The organism is Pueribacillus sp. YX66 (genome assembly GCF_041725775.1).
Classification (GTDB): domain Bacteria; phylum Bacillota; class Bacilli; order Bacillales; family UBA6769; genus Pueribacillus.
This window is the reverse complement of record NZ_JBEUEL010000045.1, coordinates 1-17,965: the sequence shown is the minus strand read 5'-3', so window position 1 is coordinate 17,965 and position 17,965 is coordinate 1. Positions and strand designations below refer to the sequence as shown.

Here is a 17,965-nt window from a genome sequence, read left to right as displayed (position 1 = left end):
TCTTTTCGAGTAAGCATTTTAAAATCCCCCAATCTTTGATAAATACAGTTAAATTATCCCATATTTATCACATGTTGGGGGAAGATTATCTCGAAGAATTTTTACTCCTCAGACCTGTGGTATAATGTAGGGGATGAGCAATTGTTCATTTTGTTACGTATTGGGGATGAAATAGATGGTAAAACAATACATGGAACGATTAAAAGAAAAAGGCTATAAACAGACAGATAAGCGTGAGGAGATTTTACGCATTTTTGTGAAGGAAAAGCGGTATTTGTCCGCTAAGGAAGTATTGTCATTTATGCAAACGGTATTTCCTGAGCTCAGTTTTGATACAGTCTATCGGAATTTAACGTTGTTTGAGGAACTTGAAATGTTAGAGACAACGGAACTTAATGGAGAGCGCATTTATCGCTTACATTGTTCAGATGATGAACATCATCATCATCTAATCTGTTTGTCATGTGGAAAATCTCGTATGATTGAACTTTGCCCGCTTGACGCGTTAGTAGAGAAGCCGAAAGAGTTTACGATTACCGATCATAAGTTTGAATTGTACGGATATTGTGTAGAATGCAGCTGATGGATTGGGTGGCATGTAGATGAGAGTTGGTTGTTTTAGTATTGTTTTCGTCTTTCTTACTTTTGTAGCGTATGGTCTATATATTTCTTGGGGTATTCTTGCAGTATTCATTTTTGTAGCATTAATTGTAACGATAGGAACGATTATTTATTTTCGTTTAAAGTCCGCTCAACTTAATGAAGAAACAACTGAAATAAAAGAGGAGCATGAAAAAACGTCTATAACGCATAAAACTACGCAAGGAAGTCAATCTGTTTTACAAGATCCGGACTCATTGCTTGCACAATTTCGCCAACAGCATACGAGTAAAGAACATGAAATTGAAATTTCAGATCATGAAGAGGAAGCGTTCCAGCGCGCGGTTGATGAGGTAAAAAATCGACAGCATGCTGAAAATTCGGAGCGTATGACATGGATTCGAACGCTTGAACAATATACGGAGCGTTTTATACGAAGGACGCAATTAAAAACGAATGATCCGCTTATGAAGCGTCTAAACCCGTTATTTATATCAAACGGTTTGTTGTACATTCGTGTCTTTGTTAATCTAATGGACATTGCACAAAAGATGGATCGCCTTTCAACGTCTGCAGTTGAAAAATTAGATGATTCGCTTTCTCAATTGTCGAAGCAAGAATATGAACGACTGAATCGAATTATCGCACTTCATTATGTGGATTTGTTTTTAGCTGATCATACAACAGCTATTTATTTTGACGATACATTTACGAAACGGTCATTCACGACAGCGGTAATGGAAGGATTAAGTTTCGGTAAACAAGAAACATTGTTGCTACAAGCGATTCAAACAGATACCCAATATATTGAAGTGTTGCTAAGCCAGTTGCAAGTAGACGTAGATAAGCAATTAATTGATTTGGCGAAAACAGCATTTGAAAATACACAAGCTCGCTTAATCGAAAAAGTCATTGCAGAACTTCAAAACCAAGCTCGTTAGAAAGCTTGGTTTTGTTTACTGTTGAGTCCATCCTTAAAACCTGCTTCATACACTTTTCGAAGGGCCCGTTGGATTCGGATCACTTGAAGGTCGTAGTCTAGCGTGCCTTCTTTTTTGATTTCGATAATGGTATGTTCATTCTGCATTGTTCGATCAACAAGCTGTTTCGCTTCATTGTAAAAAAGCCGCATAAAATTCCTCCCTTATGTTCACTATAGAGAACGTTTTAAATTAATCATAGCAAAAAAGATAAAGTTAAGCAATAAATAAAAGACTTCATTCTTTTAAAAGAACAAAATCTTTTATTTTAGAAACGAGTTATGAAGATGACCGTAAAAGCGAAAGGTATTTTTACCTGTTTGTTTTGCTTTATACATGGCAAGGTCAGCGTTAATCATAAGTTCTTCAGGTGTTTTCCCTTCGGTTGGATAGAGTGAGACACCGATACTTGCAGTAATTGTAAAATTCACGCCCGAAATTGTAAAGTTTTTTTGAAAAAGTTCAAGTATTGACTTCGTCTTAACATAAACTTCATGAAAATAGTCTAAGTCGTGAATGAGGATCGTAAATTCATCACCGCCTAATCTTGAGATGACGGTTTTATCTGGACGATGGGAGGTAAGTCGGTTCGCAATTTGCTGCAATAACTTGTCTCCTGCTGAATGTCCGAGAGTATCATTGACTTGTTTAAATCCATCAAGATCAATAAATAACACAGCTAGCATTTTTTTTCTTTCGTCTGCTTCGTTGATCGCTTTTTTTAATTGACTTTCAAAATAGCGCCGATTTGGCAACTCTGTTAACGGATCGTGATAAGCATAAAAATTGATAAGCTCTTCTGATTTTTTTCGTTCCGTAATGTCACGGACGATTCCGCAAAAACCGATTGGTTTATTTGCCTCGTCATTAATAAGGTTAATGGAAACTTCTGCATTAAATGTTTCACCATCTTTTTTAATGTATTGAAATTCCAACATTTCGGAAGCTTTTCTCGTTTTGTACACATTGTTGTACATGGTGAAAATAAGTTTTGATGTTTCTTTAGATGTATACGCTTTATAATTCATGCCAAGCAGTTCAAATTCAGAATATCCGATCATCTCCTTGAAGGCACTATTAAAAAAAGTGAGGTTCCCTTTTAAATCAACTTCATAGTATCCATCTTTAATATTTTCTAATATTAATTTGTGAGTTTTTTCAATACTGAGTAAACGTTCTCGAAATCCAAGCCACATGTTAACGAAGTGAAAGAGCATACGCAACGTTGTACGAATTTTAGATAATTCACCTTCCATCCCAACGGAAAATACAGGTTCGTCATTATATGTAATTGAAATAATACCTCCGCTTTTAATCGTATGGAAAGCTGGAAATAGCATAATATCATCTTCAATTGAAGGAGTTACATTTTCAAAGCAAAAAGATTGACCTAAAATTGAATTTTCTGAAGAAGCAAAGATAATTAAGTCATTTTTAAACATAAATGTATGCAAATTTGTTTCGTCATATAAATTTTTGCATATATACATTGCTAGTGATTGAGTCGTAAAATGTCGCATGTAATCACCTTCCAAACATTTGGTGAATATGTGTTGTTAGATCGTTTCTTCCACGTTGACTGTTTGTTTCTCTTTTTTTCTACTACTTATTCGAAGTAAGATTGCAAACAGAACCCCGATGGCAAGTGTTATTGTAAGCATAAGGAATGCAGTTTTGAAGCCACCAAAATCTTCGATAAGCCATCCTGAAACGATTGGCCCTATGAGTTGTCCTGTCGCAAAATAAAATGTGACATAACTAAAGGCAATAGGCATTTCATGCGGTTCATCGACATGATCCATACTAGATGCTTGTACGAGTGTAAATAAGCCTGATACAGTACTGCTTAATAAAATCATATGTAGCGTAAACCCGAGGAGTGATTGACTTAGTACTGTAACAGACATCGCTAAGCAAGTTAATATGCTTGTAATAATAATCGCATTACTTCTTCCGACTCGATCAGAAATATAGCCCCAAAACGGGCTACTAAAAATTGAAATTATCCCATTTAGAGCGATAAGTTGACCTGCTTTAATGGGATCAATTCCGTATTCAATCATATAACTCATAATAAAAATCGATTGTGCTAAATATGTAAGTCCGACAATGCCGTAAATGAGCCCGACGAGAACAAGATTAATATTTGTATAGATTCTCAATGGAGTAATCGATGGTGCAGCAAACTTAGTATCACTTGAACGTTTAGAAGTATTCGGTGGATTTTGAATAAAAAGAAAAATCATAATAAGTGTAATACAACCAATGACTGAAAAAGTTGCCCAAGCATAACGCCAACCATGTTCAGGAAAGATGTCATTTAAGTATGGAACTAAAAATCCAGTCGTTAAACTACCAATCCCGACTCCGCTAGTCATGAGACCGATAACGAATCCTCTTTTACTCGGAAACCAAGCGGTTACAGTCGAGATTAAAGTTGTAAACGTAAAAGCGGTTCCAATCCCGAGAAAAAGCATGAAGAACATACTCATTGTATAACTTTGAGACATGGCGAGACCTAAAAAACTAATTGTCGTACAAGAAATACCAGACAGAATCGTTTTCTTACCGCCCCATTTTGATGCTACAATTCCAGCGACTAATACGAGAGTTAAATAACCTAATGATGTAATGGTTCCAAGAAAACCAGATTGCTTATAAGATAAAGACAGACTGTCACTCATATACGGAAGAATGACACCATAAGACATTCTTGCAAAAGCGATTGCAACCATTGTAGACAACATTCCGGTAATGACATAGATCCAAAATCTACTAGCTGACTTTAATTCCACGTAAAAATCTCCTTTTGCAAATGCCAACATTAAAAAAATTCAAATTTTTCCTTTTTATTATAGTACATACAATGACATGAGTCAAAAATACTAGATGGATTGTTAGGCATTTGTGTTTGATTATATAAAGAAAGAAACTTACCAATGAGGTAAGTTTGATTTCACGGACTCACTTATTAATTAGTTGAATTTGATAGGAATAAATGAGCTTGTCCAATTCCATGCTGTATTTTAATGTTTCCTTACTTGTTAACCCTGTTTTCTTTCCAGATAATATCATTTCTTTTCTTTTATTTTCAATGGAAAACAGCATGTGATTCACTTGCTTTTTTCGTGCAACTGGCATTTTGCAAAAAATCCCCTTTACAAATCATTCATATTATTTCTCTTTTAGTAATAATGTAAAGGATGCTAAATTTTTTGTAAATACATACGACAAAGAAAGACAGTTATCGCGTTAACCGTTTTGTCACAAATTTATTTTATTTGGAGGTGAGGTTTGTCTTTTGTTAAAAAAGGATAAAATAGAAAAAAAACGGAATGTATGGGGTGAAGATGGTGAAAATTTATTGTGATAAATGTTATAAAGAAGTAAAAGGAGATTTGTTCATTTTTCAAAAAGGAAAATGGTATGCCGGTCATGAGTGGTGTATGATGCTGTTAAAGGAAAAGTATCGTGATATTGGAGAGGATATTGCACTCGAGAAAGTAGAATGACAACGGTCCAAAAGCAGACCGTTGTCATTTTTGTTATATGCTTACCAATGGGGACGTGGGCGTCCGTATGGCCTTCTCCCATAGCCACCGTAGTATCCTCCATACCAATATGGGGATCTACCGTAGCCATAATATGGTCTTCTGCCATAGCCGAAGCCTGGATACCCGCTAAATCCACCAGGATATCCACCGTACCAACCGTATCCTCCATAACCACCAGGATAACCGCCGTAACCGTCAAATAGATAATCACCTAATAGACCTCCTGCTAAACCACCAGCAAATCCGCCTAAAAAGCTTCGTTGGTCATCCCCTGTGTAATCGTTCCATTCATTCGTATGAGGTTCTGGAAAATGTTCAGGTTGTTGCATAACGATTCCTCCTCGTAGTTCGATAATAGCCTACACTAAATCATATGTATTTACCTAAATATTGATAGGGACAAACGCGGAAATATATTGACTTAAATTTAATGGTCGCAGTCGTTTAAGATCTAATGTTTTTTTAGGTACAAGGTAAAAATCTTATGATAAGATAAAATGAGGTAGGAATGGTTAAAAAGAGGTGATCGATTTGAACCATATGCGTAAGAAGAAAAAAAAGAAAAATCAACTTCCAATGAGAGTAAATATACTATTTTTGTTTGTTTTCCTTTTGTTCGCTGGACTTATTTTACGACTTGGAATTATTCAAATTGTTGAAGGGGAAAAGTTTCTTCGCTATGCTGATGCAACAGAAAATGTCATTTCAAAAACGAATACTCCAAGAGGGGTTATAAAGGATAAAAAAGGAAATATAATCGTCGATAATGAACCGATATTCAATCTTGTGTATACGAGACAGCCAGGTGTATCAGGAGAACGGCTTCTTGAGTCGGCAAAATTATTAGCGACGTTTATTGATAAAGAAACAGATTCTGTGACAGAACGTGATCTGAAAGATTTTTACATTGTATTAAAAGGGCAAGACAATTTAATTAAAGAAAAGATTACAGATGTAGAGCGTGAAAAAGTTGGTGAAGACGGTCTGTATGAATTATTGCTTGATAAAATCACGGATGAAGATTTAGCAACGATAACGAAAGAAGAATTGGAAGTCGCTGCGATTTGGCGTGAGATGAATACAGGATACTCTCTGTCAGAACAGGTCATTAAAGAAGGCGTGACGAAACAAGAGTTTGCAAAAATTAATGAACATTTATCAGAGCTTGATGGTATCGATGTACAAGCTGATGGAGAGCGTGTATATCCCTACGGTGATACGCTCAGTGGAATCCTTGGAAGCACGGGGAAAATTCCGAAAGAAAACAAAGACTTTTACACTGTTCGTGGCTATGATCTGAATGATGAAGTTGGAACGAGTGGCCTTGAAGAACAGTATGAAGATGTATTAAGCGGAATTAAAGAAAAGAGAAAATATGTGACGAAAAAATCAGGAGACGTGATTGATGAGCCGCTAGTTGTCGATGGTAAAAGTGGTCAAGAACTCATACTTACGGTAGACATGGACTTTCAACGTGAAGTTGAAAAAATCGTTGAAAAACATGTTCGGAATACGGGATCTGCATCTCGAGCATACGCCGTCGTCGTCAATCCGAAAACGGGCGAAGTGTTGTCGCTTACTGGGAAAAAACAAAGTGGCGGAAAAATGGTTGATGACGTATCAAGTACATATTTACAAGCATTCCAACCAGGTTCTTCTGTAAAAGGTGCGACTGTGCTTACCGGATTTATGAATGGAGTAATGCAGCCCGGGGAAACGATTTATGATCGGCGATTACGATTTCCTGATGGAACTGAAAAAGGTTCATATCGAAATATGGGTACTGTAAACGATATAACGGCATTGGAAAAATCTTCAAACGTATATATGTTTTACGTTGGAATGAGGCTAGCTGGTTATGGATTTGATTGTCGATGCTGGACTGGCGATAAGTCAGGGGAAGCCGCTTATTATGAAGCCATTCAGACATATCGAGAAGGGTTCCATCAATTTGGTTTAGGGGTAAAAACGGGAATTGATCTCCCATATGAGGCAACGGGGTATTCAGGCTCAGCATTTAGCGAAATCGGTCTTGTGATGGACTATGGCATCGGACAATATGATACGTTTACACCACTGCAGCTTGCTCAATATGTATCGACGATTGCAAATAATGGTGACCGGATGAAGCTACACCTTGTGAAGGAAATTCGCGAAGCGAATCCAAATGGTGATGAACAAGGGAAACTTATAAAACGAATTGAACCAGAAGTATTAAATCGCTTGAATGCGAGCTCTGAGCACATTAAGCGTGTCCAGCAAGGATTTTATAGAGTTGTCAACGGTTCATCTGGAACCGCGAGGAGTTATTATAGAGGGCTTAACGTAGCTGGGAAAACAGGTACAGCTGAAGTCGGAAGAAAAGGAAGTGGACTTGAGAATTTGCTTTTCGTCGGTTATGCACCGTACGATGATCCCGAAATCGCATTTTCAGTCGTAGTCCCAAACGTTAGAAAAAATGCGGGGGCTGGCATTACTCATCGAATTGGTCAAGATATCGTAAAAGCATACTATGAATTGAAAGACAAACCATACACGTTGAATCAGCATAATCAAAAAGATAAGTCAGTATCTGAAGATGATTAGGTTTTCCAAAGTTTTACACTTCTGATCATGACGTGGATCATTTTTTCGACTTTTAAAGAAAACTTGATATTTTCCATAATAATGAATAAGTATACGGTGATCGTTTACTTTTGTATTCTGAAATGAGGGAAAAAGCATTGCGCTTAAAAAGGGCATTTTATTTAGGTGTTACGGGTGGTTTCCTTGGGCTTATTATAGTCATAGTCACGATGAGTCCAATAGGAAATTTAATTGATATGAAGCTCTACAGTCATGCAATGGGCATCTCTGGCATCCTTTTTTCTATCATTGCACTATTTGGATGTTTCCTTTTAAAAAGACAAAAGGAACTAACCGCTTGTTTTCTCATGCTGATTTCAGCTGTTGGAGGTATCGTTTCAATGTCTCTTTATTATGTCATTCCTGCTTTTTTACTTATTATTGCAGGAATTTTGACGATTATAAATCAAAGTGAACATGCACAAGAAATTGAATAACATGTTCGGATTTCTGGATTTTTGTTTAGCACCTCACGTACAATAGAATAACTATTGCTTTTCGAGAGGTATTACTATCATGATTACATTTTCTGATTATTATAGGAATAAAGTACAGCTTTGTTTTGAAAAACATCCTTTTTCGAATGATCCGCGACATGTCTGGATCATTTGCAGATATTCTGAGCAATGGCTTCTTACAGAACATCGCAGCAGAGGGCTTGAATTTCCTGGTGGAAAAGTGGAAGATGGAGAGACACCGATTGAAGCGGCCATTCGTGAGGTGAATGAGGAGACGGGAGGCATCGTTCAATCGATCGTTTATCTCGGGCAATATAAAGTTGAGGGTAAGGCGGAAACGATCATTAAGAACATTTATTTTGCTCATATTGAATCGTTACAACGAAAGGATGACTATTTTGAAACGAGGGGTCCCGTCCTTTTGAAAAAATTACCTAAACAAATTAAATCGGACCACCGTTTTAGTTTTATTATGAAAGATGGCGTGCTTAGTTACAGTTTACAACGGATAAAAAAACTCATCCTTTGAAGGATGAGTTTTTGAGTTGTTTTAGTTTAAACTAATGGTCCGGCATTTTTAATGTCATCAGAAATGTTGTCGAATTTCTTAAAGTTCTCTTTAAATTGTTGGGCAAGTTCTTTCGCTTTTTTATCATACGCATTCGGATCCGCCCATGTTTTTTTCGGTTGTAACACGTGATCAGGAACTCCCGGGCAATGTGTTGGAACGTGTAGCCCAAAGAATGGGTCCATTGTTGTTTCAACAGAATCAAGCTCACCTTCAAGCGCTGCCTGCACCATAGCTCTTGTATAGGCAAGTTTCATACGTTCACCTGTACCATAACCACCGCCACTCCATCCTGTATTAACGAGAAATACTTTTGCTTCGTGTTGATCAATTTTTTGACCGAGCATTTCGGCATAGCGGTATGCTGGCAGCGGTAAAAATGGAGAACCAAAGCAAGTTGAGAATGTGGCTTCGGGCTCAGTTATGCCCCGTTCAGTTCCAGCAAGTTTGCTCGTGTAACCAGATAAGAAATGGTACATTGCTTGTTCCTTCGTTAACTTACTAATTGGAGGAAGCACACCGAATGCGTCTGCAGTTAAGAAAATAATCGTATTCGGGTGACCGGCGATGCTTGGCTCTACGATGTTTGGAATTTTATCGATTGAATATGCGGCTCTCGTATTTTCTGTTAACGAAGTATCGTCGTAATCTGCTTCCCTCGTATCGCCGTTAATAATGACGTTTTCTAACACGGTGCCAAATTTTATTGCGTTGTAAATTTGTGGCTCTTTTTCTTCGGAAAGGTTTACTGTTTTTGCGTAGCAACCCCCTTCAATATTAAAGACGCCATTGTTCGACCAGCCGTGCTCGTCATCTCCAATTAGCTGACGATTTGGATCTGCGGATAGTGTAGTTTTCCCTGTACCAGATAGGCCGAAGAATAAAGCAACGTCACCTTCCACACCTACGTTTGCTGAACAGTGCATAGACATAATGTTTTGCTCAGGGAGCAAGAAGTTCATAATCGAGAAAATTGATTTTTTAATTTCTCCAGCGTATTCGGTTCCACCAATGAGGACGATGCGCTTTTCGAAAGAAATGATAATGAATGTTTCAGATTTCGTCCCGTCCACTTCAGGATCAGCTTTGAAGCTAGGAGCAGAAATGACAGTAAATTCAGCACTATGATTTTTTAACTCTTCTAGTTTTGGTCGAATGAATAATTGCCGTGAAAATAAATTGTGCCAGGCGTATTCGTTTATGACTGTGATTGGCATACGGTATGTTTTGTCAGCACCTGCAAATCCTCTGAAAAGAAACAGTTCGTCTTGCTGTTGCAAATGTTTTAGAACTTTTTCGTATAGGTTTTCAAACGTTTCTGGGCTAATTGGCTGGTTCACGCTACCCCAATCGACTTTATCCATGACGGAATGATCTTGTACGATAAATTTATCTTTTGGAGAACGTCCAGTATACTTTCCAGTGGTTACTTGAAGCGCTCCTGTTGATGTTAGTTTGCCTTCATTTCTTTCTAACGCTTTTTCAACGAGTTGAGGAGTTGATAAATCTTTATGCGTTTTTTCGCTTTTGATAAGCTCATCAAGAAGCGTTGAAGTAACGTGAGTGGTGTTCATCTTTACATAACCATCCTTTTTTAGAGTCTTATTTCAAACTAAATAGCATGTTTATGCTATTCATTCATATTGATTTGTGAATTAGTATAACATATATCATAAAATAGTCTATACTAAATATGTTAGTTTCGTGCTTTTTTATGAATGAAATTTGAACAATTCTTGAAAAGGCACAATTTATTATCCGTTATCCGTGCATTTGATTTCATTCTATCTTTTAGTATGTATGATAAAGATTTGACTTTCACGATTTTCTACGCTAGTATTAATCATCGGATACTCTTATCCAGAGATGGCGGAGGGACAGGCCCTGTGAAGCCCGGCAACCTGCACGGTTTTGTGAGAAGGTGCTAACCTGATAGATAAGAGGTGAAAGGCATAATAACGATTGACCTTTTCCTCATCGATAGGAAAGGTCTTTTTTATTTTAACCGGTGGACGTAGATTTAAATCAAGTAACATTAGGCAAAAGTAATAATGTCGTGGCTAACGTCAAAAGATTTATGAAAACTCTCCGAAAATTGAAGGCTTGACATTGAGCCTCCACGAGCATGACTGTTTACGAAAAGACGCAGCAATCCTTGTTGCGTAAGGCTTTATAGTCTATCATTCTCGTCACTCAATGTAAAGCCTCAGTATCTCCTCTCATAAAGGGGAGGAGAACACTTTTTGCCCTTAAGTTCATTAATACCAAGGGTTTTACAGTTTTTCATTAAAAAACTTTTGACAGTACGATGTCGTGAGTAAAGGTGAAAATATGAATTGGGGGTACCTTTTAAATGGGTAGTAAGCGTCGATTATTTACTTCTGAGTCAGTCACGGAAGGACATCCTGATAAAATTTGTGACCAAATTTCAGATGCTATTCTTGATGAGATTTTAAAGTATGATCAAGATGCAAGAGTTGCTTGTGAGGCTGTTGTGAATACAGGTCTTGTTTTAATCACAGGTGAAATTACAACATCTACATATGTAGATATTCCAAAAATTGTACGTAAAACGATTGAAGGAATTGGTTATACTCGAGCAAAATATGGATTTGATGCTCAAACGTGTGCGGTGCTAACGTCAATTGATGAACAATCGCCAGATATTGCTCACGGTGTTGATGTTGCATTAGAGGCTAGAGAAGGAACAATGACGGCAGAGCAAATTGAAGCGATTGGTGCTGGTGACCAAGGGATGATGTTCGGTTATGCATGCAATGAAACCGAAGAGTTAATGCCATTACCCATTTCACTTGCTCACCGCTTAGCAAGACGATTAAGCGAAGTTCGCAAGCAAGGGATTTTAAACTATTTAAGACCCGATGGGAAAACACAGGTCACAGTTGAGTATGATGAACAAAATATTCCAGTTCGTGTCGATTCGATCGTTGTGTCAACACAACATCATGAAGATGTAACATTGGAACAAATAAAAAAAGACATTGCTAAGTACGTCATTCATCACGTTGTACCAGAGCGGTTTATCGATTGTGAAACAAAACTATTCATTAATCCGACTGGCCGCTTCGTCATCGGAGGGCCACAAGGCGATTCTGGCTTGACCGGCAGAAAAATTATTGTCGATACGTACGGAGGCTATGCACGACACGGTGGAGGTGCGTTTTCTGGTAAAGATCCGACAAAAGTTGACCGTTCAGCGGCCTATGCCGCACGTTATGTCGCCAAAAACATTGTTGCTTCAGGATTAGCCGAGAGATGTGAAGTTCAACTCGCATATGCAATCGGCGTCGCAAGCCCAGTTTCAATTTCGATTGACACGTTTGGAACAGGTAAAATTGAGGAAGAAGAGCTTGTAGAAATTGTTCGTGATAATTTTGATTTAAGACCAGCAGGTATTATTGAAATGTTAAATTTACGTCAACCGATTTATAAACAGACGGCAGCCTATGGTCATTTTGGTAGAACGGACATTGATTTACCTTGGGAAAGAACAGATAAAATTGACGTATTTCAAAAGAAATTAAGTGTAAACAAACAATCCCGATGAGCTTGTTTAGCTTCATCGGGATTGTTTTACATGATGCAACTGGAAATGTTGGAGTTTATGAAAAAAATTATGACTAGTTGTTCTTTTTAATGAAATTGGAAATAGGAATATAGAATATTATTTTTTGGAAAGCACTGTAAAACTGTGAAAAATTGAGATTTAAAAAGGAAACAGCTTATATTGTTCTTTATTTAGAACGATATAACTTAATTTGACACTTTTTATTTGCTTCTGTTCGTTATATAATTCGATTTGGTTAGTTAAAAAGAACGTTACATATAAAATAACGAACAATGAGGTGCAGAAATGCGACAAAGCCGCCTAACGAAATTTAAAAGGAAAAAGGTAGGAAAGTTCATTGTCATTCAATCATTTGTACTTTTTTACTTAGGGACGTATGGACTAGTTCAGTTTACATCTTCAACAAACGCAGCTTTTAATGATATTGAAAGACTGACTTTATCTTTGAAAGCAGACAATGAATTTGAACCTCCAGAAGATGAGGAAGATGATAGGGAATGGGATAAAAGTTCACTAGAGTTTAAAGGTCAAGCTTCTCATTGTCAGAACGGAACAATTTCCGCGGTGATTCAAAACGGTTCGAGTTCGCGAGGAATGAAAGGCCCTGTTGTATATGAGGTGTATTGGACTGAAAAAGGGAATCCAAAACCTGATAAGGGTGGGGTGATTGTCGCGAATGGTCAAGTCCCCCCATTAAGTTCGGGGGAATCATTTGAAATGTTCTACACACCTACTGAACCAGGTAACTACATGTTTAGGGCTTTACAGCGCCCAGGGCATCCAGGCAAAGGGGAACTTTGGAGTGAAGCAATTAAAGTTGAACAAAAGTGTATTCCAAAACAACCGAAAATGATAGAAAATCAAGAATCAAAGTCAATCGATGTAGAACAAAATGAAACAAACAATAAACAAAAGAATGAAGAGGAAGAAAACCAAACGCCCAACAAACAAAATAAGCAAACGAAACAATTGCAGCCACAAGAGCTAGACAATAAAGAAAATGAGAATAGGGAAGTTTCTAATCAATCTAGCAGTGAAAAACACGAAAAAAAAGAAACGAAAGGAGCTGATCATTTAAATGAAAACAACGTTGAAATGGATTAGCAATCTCATGACATGGCTCTTATTTGTACTATTACTCGTTATGGTTTTCCTCGTCATTTCTACGAAAGCCTCAGGAGGAGAAGCGAGTTTATTCGGATATCAAATTAAAACAGTTCTGTCCGGTTCAATGGAACCAGAGATTAAAACAGGGTCAATTATTGCAGTAGCCCCAGCTGAAGATAAAACATCTTTTAAAAAAAATGACATCATAACGTATGTACAAGAAGATGGACAACTCGTCACACATCGGATCCTTGAAGTGTTAGGAAATGGTGAACAGGTGCAATATGTGACGAAGGGAGATAACAACAAAGAGGCAGATTTGACTCCTGTGTTATCTGAAAATGTCGTTGCAGAGTATTCAGGATTTACGATTCCGTATATCGGTTACTTTACTGAATATGCGAAATCTCAAAAGGGAACGGCTATTCTTTTAATTGTTCCAGGTCTCTTACTTTTAATCTACGCAGGGTTTCAAATATGGAGTGCATTAAAAGTATTGGATATGAATGCTAGAAAGCAATTAAAGAATACTGAGGATTCTTAATATTGTTGAAACACCTTGTGGAAACATAAGGGTTCAAAAATAAATTACATACCCATAAAAGGGTAAATTAAAGGGAGGATTTTTAGTATGAAAGTAAAAAAGAAGTTAGGTCTTGGGGTTGCATCAGCGGCACTTGGATTAGCACTTGTCGGAGGAGGGACATGGGCAGCGTTTAACGATGTCGAAAGTTTAGACAACGCGTTCGCAGCCGGAACATTAGATCTTGAAGTTGTAAGTGTTGAAGGTGGGGAAAAGACCTTCAACTTACAAAACTTAAAACCTGGAGACACGATGGAACGTTTTTTCAAATTAGAGAATCACGGAACATTAGCTATTAAAGAAGTGCTTATGAATGCTTATGCTACTAATTTTAAAAATGGAAAAAATGAATTTGTTAAAAAACATGGAATGAAAGACAACAGTATGAAAGAATTTCTCAAACAATTCCATGTAGAGATTTTATTAACAGGGCATGAAAACCAAAACGCTCAACCTAGAGACAATTTTTCAATTATTAAACCTGAAGATGGTAAAACATTATATGATTTAACTAAAATGAAAAATATTAATTTAGCTCCTTATAACGAAATTGAAGAATGGACGGGAATCCCAATTGATCCAAATGATTACGAAATTGTCCAAATTAAAATTACGATGAAAGATGACAAAACAAAAGTTAAACGTGGTCCAGCGAGCGGCGAATATAAACAAAACGTATTCCAAGGTGACTCTGTCGATATTAAATTTAAACTTGAAGCAACACAATGGAAAGGTTTAAACACAGATCAAACGAAAAATAATGGTTACCTTAAAATTAATGAGAAAGCGAATTCTAACTAAATTAAGCAAAGAAAAGGCGGGCATTTCCCGCCTTTCTCTAATCTGAGGTGATTTAATATGAAATGGAAGTTCTTCACCTTGTATAGCATTGCTATGCTTACATTAATCGTTTTTAATCCGATCAGTTCGACAGGAGCTGATGAGAATACAGAGACTGTTAACGTTGATCTTGTCACAAAACCAAAGAACGTTATATTTGACGTAATGAATATGAAACCTGGAGATGTCATACAACGAACGTTTTCGATTGAAAATGGTGGAAATGTTGACGTTTATTATAAAACGAAAGCACAGTTTACAAATGGTTCTAAAAAATTATATGAAGAATTATTACTTCAAGTAACAGATGGTGAACATCTATTATATGATGGTACTTTGAGCAACTTTAACGGATTTAATAAGAGACAACTTTCACTTTCAGGCATTGAAGAACTTATCTTTAATGTTGAATTTCCTTATGAATCAGGGAATGAATTTCAAGGCTTAGTCACACAATTTCAAATCATTTTTTCAGCTGATTATCATCCGATTGGTGCAGGAGAATCATCGTCAAGTTGGAAATTACCGAAAACAGGTATGGTTCACCCCACTATTTTTTTGTTGACAGGTCTCTTGTTATTTGTAATTGGGATGCGACTGTATCATAAACAAACATTCTTGTCTCGTTTATTGTATAAGCAAATTCGAAAAACATAGCAGTAACAATTTGCTTCAAACGCCTAATTTTTGAACGAGCATTCTTTCTCCGGCATAAGCTAGCAATGATTAAGTCTATGGAGGAGGAGTAATCATGGTTTCTGACGAAAATAAACTTCCATCACCTTTTAATGGGAAGCCATTTACTGATTTATTTTCGATCTTTGATCAGTGGTTTGAAGATCCGCTCGGTATGTTAGAACGCCAAATCAAGGTCGATATGTATGAGACAGAGAGCAATCTCATTATCGAGGCAGATGTGCCAGGTGTTAAAAAAGAACAAATACAACTAGAATGGCAATCAAATGGATTAAAACTAGTGGTTGAAAATCGTTCACATGTGGAAGAAACAAACGAGAAAGAAAAATATTATCGAAAAGAACGATCATTTTCTCGAAAGGAGCGCTTCATTCCATTAGGACTAGTCTCTTCACCAAAAAATATTAAGGCAAAATATGAAAATGGTATCGTCATCATAACGATTCCGAAATATAACTTAAAGCGCAACAATCGCAAAATCATTGATATCGATTAAAAGTAGTGAAGATAACAAGTATTTTCTCAACCACGGTCAGTACAGACTGTGGTATTTTCATTTCATTCGTTACTTTTTGATTGATTTAATTTCCACCGGTTAAATTCCAAAAATTCTCGAAATTGTTCCTTGCTTATTCCAGACTCCATCGCTTCACGTATAAGATTCGTCCACTCTTCATCTAGTACTTCATTATCATTTTTATCGCGATTTGACCCATCGATCAGTGACTCGACAGATATATCTAAAACAGCCGCAATCTTTTCAAGAAATTGAATGGAGGGGTTTGATTGGATGTTGCGTTCTATGGAGCTTAAATAGGACTTTGCAACACCAGCTCGTTCAGCAAGTTCGCTTAGCGATAGCCCTTTTTCTGTTCGTATTTTTTTTACCTTCTCGCCAATCATAAGTATCCCCCTTACATATCCTCAGCAATTAAAATGCTTGATTTTATTATACATTTTTGCGGAAATTATGTAAATTTTAATTCGGATGATTTGGTTTGAGGATTGAAAGTTGAAAAAATACTTTCTTCATGTAAAGTATGAAATGCAAAGGGAGGGACTCATAAATGAAAATTGCTATAGTTGGAGCTGGTGCAGTTGGAGGGTTTTTGGTGCATATTTAAAAAAAACGGAACATGATGTAACTTTTGTAGCGTGAGGTCAACATTTGGAGGCGATGAAAAAGTCGGGTTTGAAAGTGATAGCAAATGGTGACTCTTTTACAGTTGATGGTGTTATTACAAATGATTTACATTCATGATCAGATGCTGAATTGATTTTAGTTTGCGTTAAATCAACCGATATAAAAGAAATAGCAGAACAAATTGCAAATTTAGGAAATGAGCATGCCATTATTATGACACTACAAAATGGTGTAGACAATGAAGAAATACTTGCGGATGTTTTTGGAGTAGAACGTGTTTTGTCAGTAGCAACGTATGTTTCTTCACAGATTTCGGAACATGAAATGATTAAGCAAGATGGAAGGGTAAAACTTGTGATTGGGGTGTTACATGAATCACTTGTACCTTATCGGGATCGAATTGCGGAATTGTTTAATGAAGCCCATATTGATACAAGTACAAAAGATACGATCATGGAACAAAAGCGGAAAAAGTTTCTTTGGAATGCAACCTTTAATCCATTGGCAGCTTTATTAACGGCAAAAGTTGGAGAAATTCTCGACGATGAAGAACCGAGAAAGATTGCTGAAAAAGTCTACCGTGAAGTGATATTGATTGCAAATATAAACGGCATTCCGTTAAAGAAAAAAATGTTTGAAATTACGTTTTCGAATGTTGAATATGCGAGAAAGCATAAGCCATCCATGCTTCAAGATCGGTTACGTGGAAAAAAGATGGAAATCGAGTCACTCTTAGGTTATTTAGTGAAAAAAATAGACGATTGCAAGTTGAAGCACCAGCTATTCAAGCAATTTATAGTAATCTTCTTTTTATTGACAGTCAAAAGTAACTAGTCAAGTCCATGATCTTGTGTAAAATGTTTTACAATGTTTTTAAACTAGGATTGATTGTTGGGGTATCCCCAACAATTTTCATTCAAAATTGAATATACTTTCTGGGAGAACTCAGCCACTCTTCATGGATATCTATGAGAATAGCTCCAATTAGCCGATTCGCTGATGCGATATTCGGAAAGATACGAATAATTTTCGCTCGTCGGCGAATTTCTTGATTTAAACGCTCAATTAAATTGGTACTTTTTAATCGGGGGTGCCCCTTACCAACGACGGTGTATTGAAAAGCATCCTCAAATCTTTCATCTAGTTTTTGGCAGGCTTTCTCATACTTTTTATTGTCCGCGTAGGCACGTAACAGTTCGTTTTTCGTTGCTCTAGCTAATT

The 17,965-nt window shown here is 36.9% G+C and carries 21 protein-coding genes and 1 riboswitch; of the genes, 13 read left to right on the top strand and 8 right to left on the bottom strand.

Going from position 1 to position 17,965, the window contains the following annotated elements:
- Nucleotides 1-175 precede the first annotated feature (175 nt).
- Together ABU914_RS14330 and ABU914_RS14325 are read left to right on the top strand one after the other, a co-directional pair.
- Complete coding sequence (locus tag ABU914_RS14330; RefSeq protein ID WP_379670387.1) at nt 176-583, top strand: Fur family transcriptional regulator; 408 nt, start codon at nt 176-178, stop codon at nt 581-583.
- Between the two features lie 19 nt (nt 584-602).
- Nucleotides 603-1,541, top strand: coding sequence for a hypothetical protein (locus tag ABU914_RS14325; RefSeq protein ID WP_379670386.1), 939 nt, complete (start codon nt 603-605; stop codon nt 1,539-1,541).
- Here ABU914_RS14325 and ABU914_RS14320 read toward each other — a convergent pair.
- The 4 genes from ABU914_RS14320 to ABU914_RS14305 all read right to left on the bottom strand — a co-directional run bounded on the left by ABU914_RS14320 (nt 1,538) and on the right by ABU914_RS14305 (nt 4,721).
- Nucleotides 1,538-1,732, bottom strand: coding sequence for a hypothetical protein (locus tag ABU914_RS14320; RefSeq protein WP_379670385.1), 195 nt, complete (start codon nt 1,730-1,732; stop codon nt 1,538-1,540). The two genes, ABU914_RS14325 and ABU914_RS14320, sit on opposite strands and share 4 nt — an antisense overlap.
- Nucleotides 1,733-1,843: 111 nt before the next feature.
- Nucleotides 1,844-3,100, bottom strand: coding sequence for a sensor domain-containing protein (locus ABU914_RS14315; RefSeq protein WP_379670384.1), 1,257 nt, complete (start codon nt 3,098-3,100; stop codon nt 1,844-1,846).
- A 36-nt stretch (nt 3,101-3,136) separates the two neighbouring features.
- Nucleotides 3,137-4,375, bottom strand: a complete 1,239-nt coding sequence (locus ABU914_RS14310) for an MFS transporter (RefSeq protein ID WP_379670383.1) — start codon at nt 4,373-4,375, stop codon at nt 3,137-3,139.
- A gap of 169 nt (nt 4,376-4,544) precedes the next feature.
- On the bottom strand, nt 4,545-4,721 hold the full coding sequence (locus ABU914_RS14305) for an aspartyl-phosphate phosphatase Spo0E family protein (RefSeq protein ID WP_379670382.1): 177 nt from the start codon (nt 4,719-4,721) through the stop codon (nt 4,545-4,547).
- A 212-nt stretch (nt 4,722-4,933) separates the two neighbouring features.
- On the opposite strand from ABU914_RS14305, the gene ABU914_RS14300 reads away from it, so the two are divergent.
- On the top strand, nt 4,934-5,092 hold the full coding sequence (locus ABU914_RS14300) for a hypothetical protein (protein ID WP_379670381.1): 159 nt from the start codon (nt 4,934-4,936) through the stop codon (nt 5,090-5,092).
- A gap of 41 nt (nt 5,093-5,133) precedes the next feature.
- Here the strand turns inward: ABU914_RS14300 and ABU914_RS14295 are convergent, their stop codons facing one another.
- Nucleotides 5,134-5,463: a hypothetical protein gene (locus ABU914_RS14295; RefSeq protein WP_379670380.1), complete on the bottom strand. Its 330-nt coding sequence runs from the start codon at nt 5,461-5,463 to the stop codon at nt 5,134-5,136.
- Nucleotides 5,464-5,674: 211 nt separating this feature from the next.
- Here ABU914_RS14295 and ABU914_RS14290 point away from each other — a divergent pair, with 211 nt between their 5' ends.
- The 3 genes from ABU914_RS14290 (at nt 5,675) to ytkD (ending at nt 8,746) form a co-directional block, all read left to right on the top strand.
- On the top strand, nt 5,675-7,720 hold the full coding sequence (locus ABU914_RS14290) for a peptidoglycan D,D-transpeptidase FtsI family protein (RefSeq protein ID WP_379670388.1): 2,046 nt from the start codon (nt 5,675-5,677) through the stop codon (nt 7,718-7,720).
- Between the two features lie 137 nt (nt 7,721-7,857).
- Nucleotides 7,858-8,196: a hypothetical protein gene (locus tag ABU914_RS14285; RefSeq protein ID WP_379670379.1), complete on the top strand. Its 339-nt coding sequence runs from the start codon at nt 7,858-7,860 to the stop codon at nt 8,194-8,196.
- 79 nt (nt 8,197-8,275) lie between these two features.
- On the top strand, nt 8,276-8,746 hold the full coding sequence (gene ytkD / locus ABU914_RS14280; RefSeq protein ID WP_379670378.1) for an RNA deprotection pyrophosphohydrolase: 471 nt from the start codon (nt 8,276-8,278) through the stop codon (nt 8,744-8,746).
- Nucleotides 8,747-8,772: 26 nt separating this feature from the next.
- Here the strand turns inward: ytkD and pckA are convergent, their stop codons facing one another.
- The gene (gene pckA, locus ABU914_RS14275) at nt 8,773-10,359 is read right to left on the bottom strand and encodes a phosphoenolpyruvate carboxykinase (ATP) (protein WP_379670377.1); all 1,587 of its coding nucleotides are present in this window, start codon (nt 10,357-10,359) and stop codon (nt 8,773-8,775) included.
- A 279-nt stretch (nt 10,360-10,638) separates the two neighbouring features.
- Nucleotides 10,639-10,728: riboswitch (SAM riboswitch) on the top strand.
- A gap of 410 nt (nt 10,729-11,138) precedes the next feature.
- Between pckA and metK the strand changes: the two genes are divergently transcribed.
- From metK to ABU914_RS14245, 6 genes are all read left to right on the top strand, one after another.
- Entirely contained in the window at nt 11,139-12,353 is a 1,215-nt protein-coding gene (gene metK, locus ABU914_RS14270; protein ID WP_379670376.1) for a methionine adenosyltransferase, read from the top strand.
- 306 nt (nt 12,354-12,659) lie between these two features.
- Nucleotides 12,660-13,478, top strand: coding sequence for an amyloid fiber anchoring/assembly protein TapA (gene tapA / locus ABU914_RS14265; protein WP_379670375.1), 819 nt, complete (start codon nt 12,660-12,662; stop codon nt 13,476-13,478).
- On the top strand, nt 13,453-14,025 hold the full coding sequence (sipW, locus tag ABU914_RS14260; RefSeq protein ID WP_379670374.1) for a signal peptidase I SipW: 573 nt from the start codon (nt 13,453-13,455) through the stop codon (nt 14,023-14,025). The genes tapA and sipW overlap by 26 nt, the downstream gene beginning before the upstream one ends.
- Before the next feature lie 87 nt (nt 14,026-14,112).
- Nucleotides 14,113-14,865, top strand: a complete 753-nt coding sequence (locus ABU914_RS14255) for a TasA family protein (protein WP_379670373.1) — start codon at nt 14,113-14,115, stop codon at nt 14,863-14,865.
- Between the two features lie 57 nt (nt 14,866-14,922).
- Nucleotides 14,923-15,561, top strand: coding sequence for a TasA family protein (locus ABU914_RS14250; protein ID WP_379670372.1), 639 nt, complete (start codon nt 14,923-14,925; stop codon nt 15,559-15,561).
- 94 nt (nt 15,562-15,655) lie between these two features.
- On the top strand, nt 15,656-16,096 hold the full coding sequence (locus ABU914_RS14245) for an Hsp20/alpha crystallin family protein (protein ID WP_379670371.1): 441 nt from the start codon (nt 15,656-15,658) through the stop codon (nt 16,094-16,096).
- Between the two features lie 62 nt (nt 16,097-16,158).
- On the opposite strand, the gene ABU914_RS14240 is transcribed toward ABU914_RS14245, so the two are convergent.
- On the bottom strand, nt 16,159-16,503 hold the full coding sequence (locus tag ABU914_RS14240) for a helix-turn-helix domain-containing protein (RefSeq protein WP_379670370.1): 345 nt from the start codon (nt 16,501-16,503) through the stop codon (nt 16,159-16,161).
- 370 nt (nt 16,504-16,873) lie between these two features.
- Between ABU914_RS14240 and ABU914_RS14235 the strand changes: the two genes are divergently transcribed.
- Nucleotides 16,874-17,578 (top strand): ketopantoate reductase family protein, encoded by a 705-nt coding sequence (locus ABU914_RS14235; protein WP_379670369.1) that lies wholly within the window; start codon nt 16,874-16,876, stop codon nt 17,576-17,578.
- A gap of 82 nt (nt 17,579-17,660) precedes the next feature.
- On the opposite strand, the gene ABU914_RS14230 is transcribed toward ABU914_RS14235, so the two are convergent.
- On the bottom strand, nt 17,661-17,965 hold a 305-nt coding region (locus ABU914_RS14230), incomplete at its 5' end, for a transposase (protein WP_379670368.1).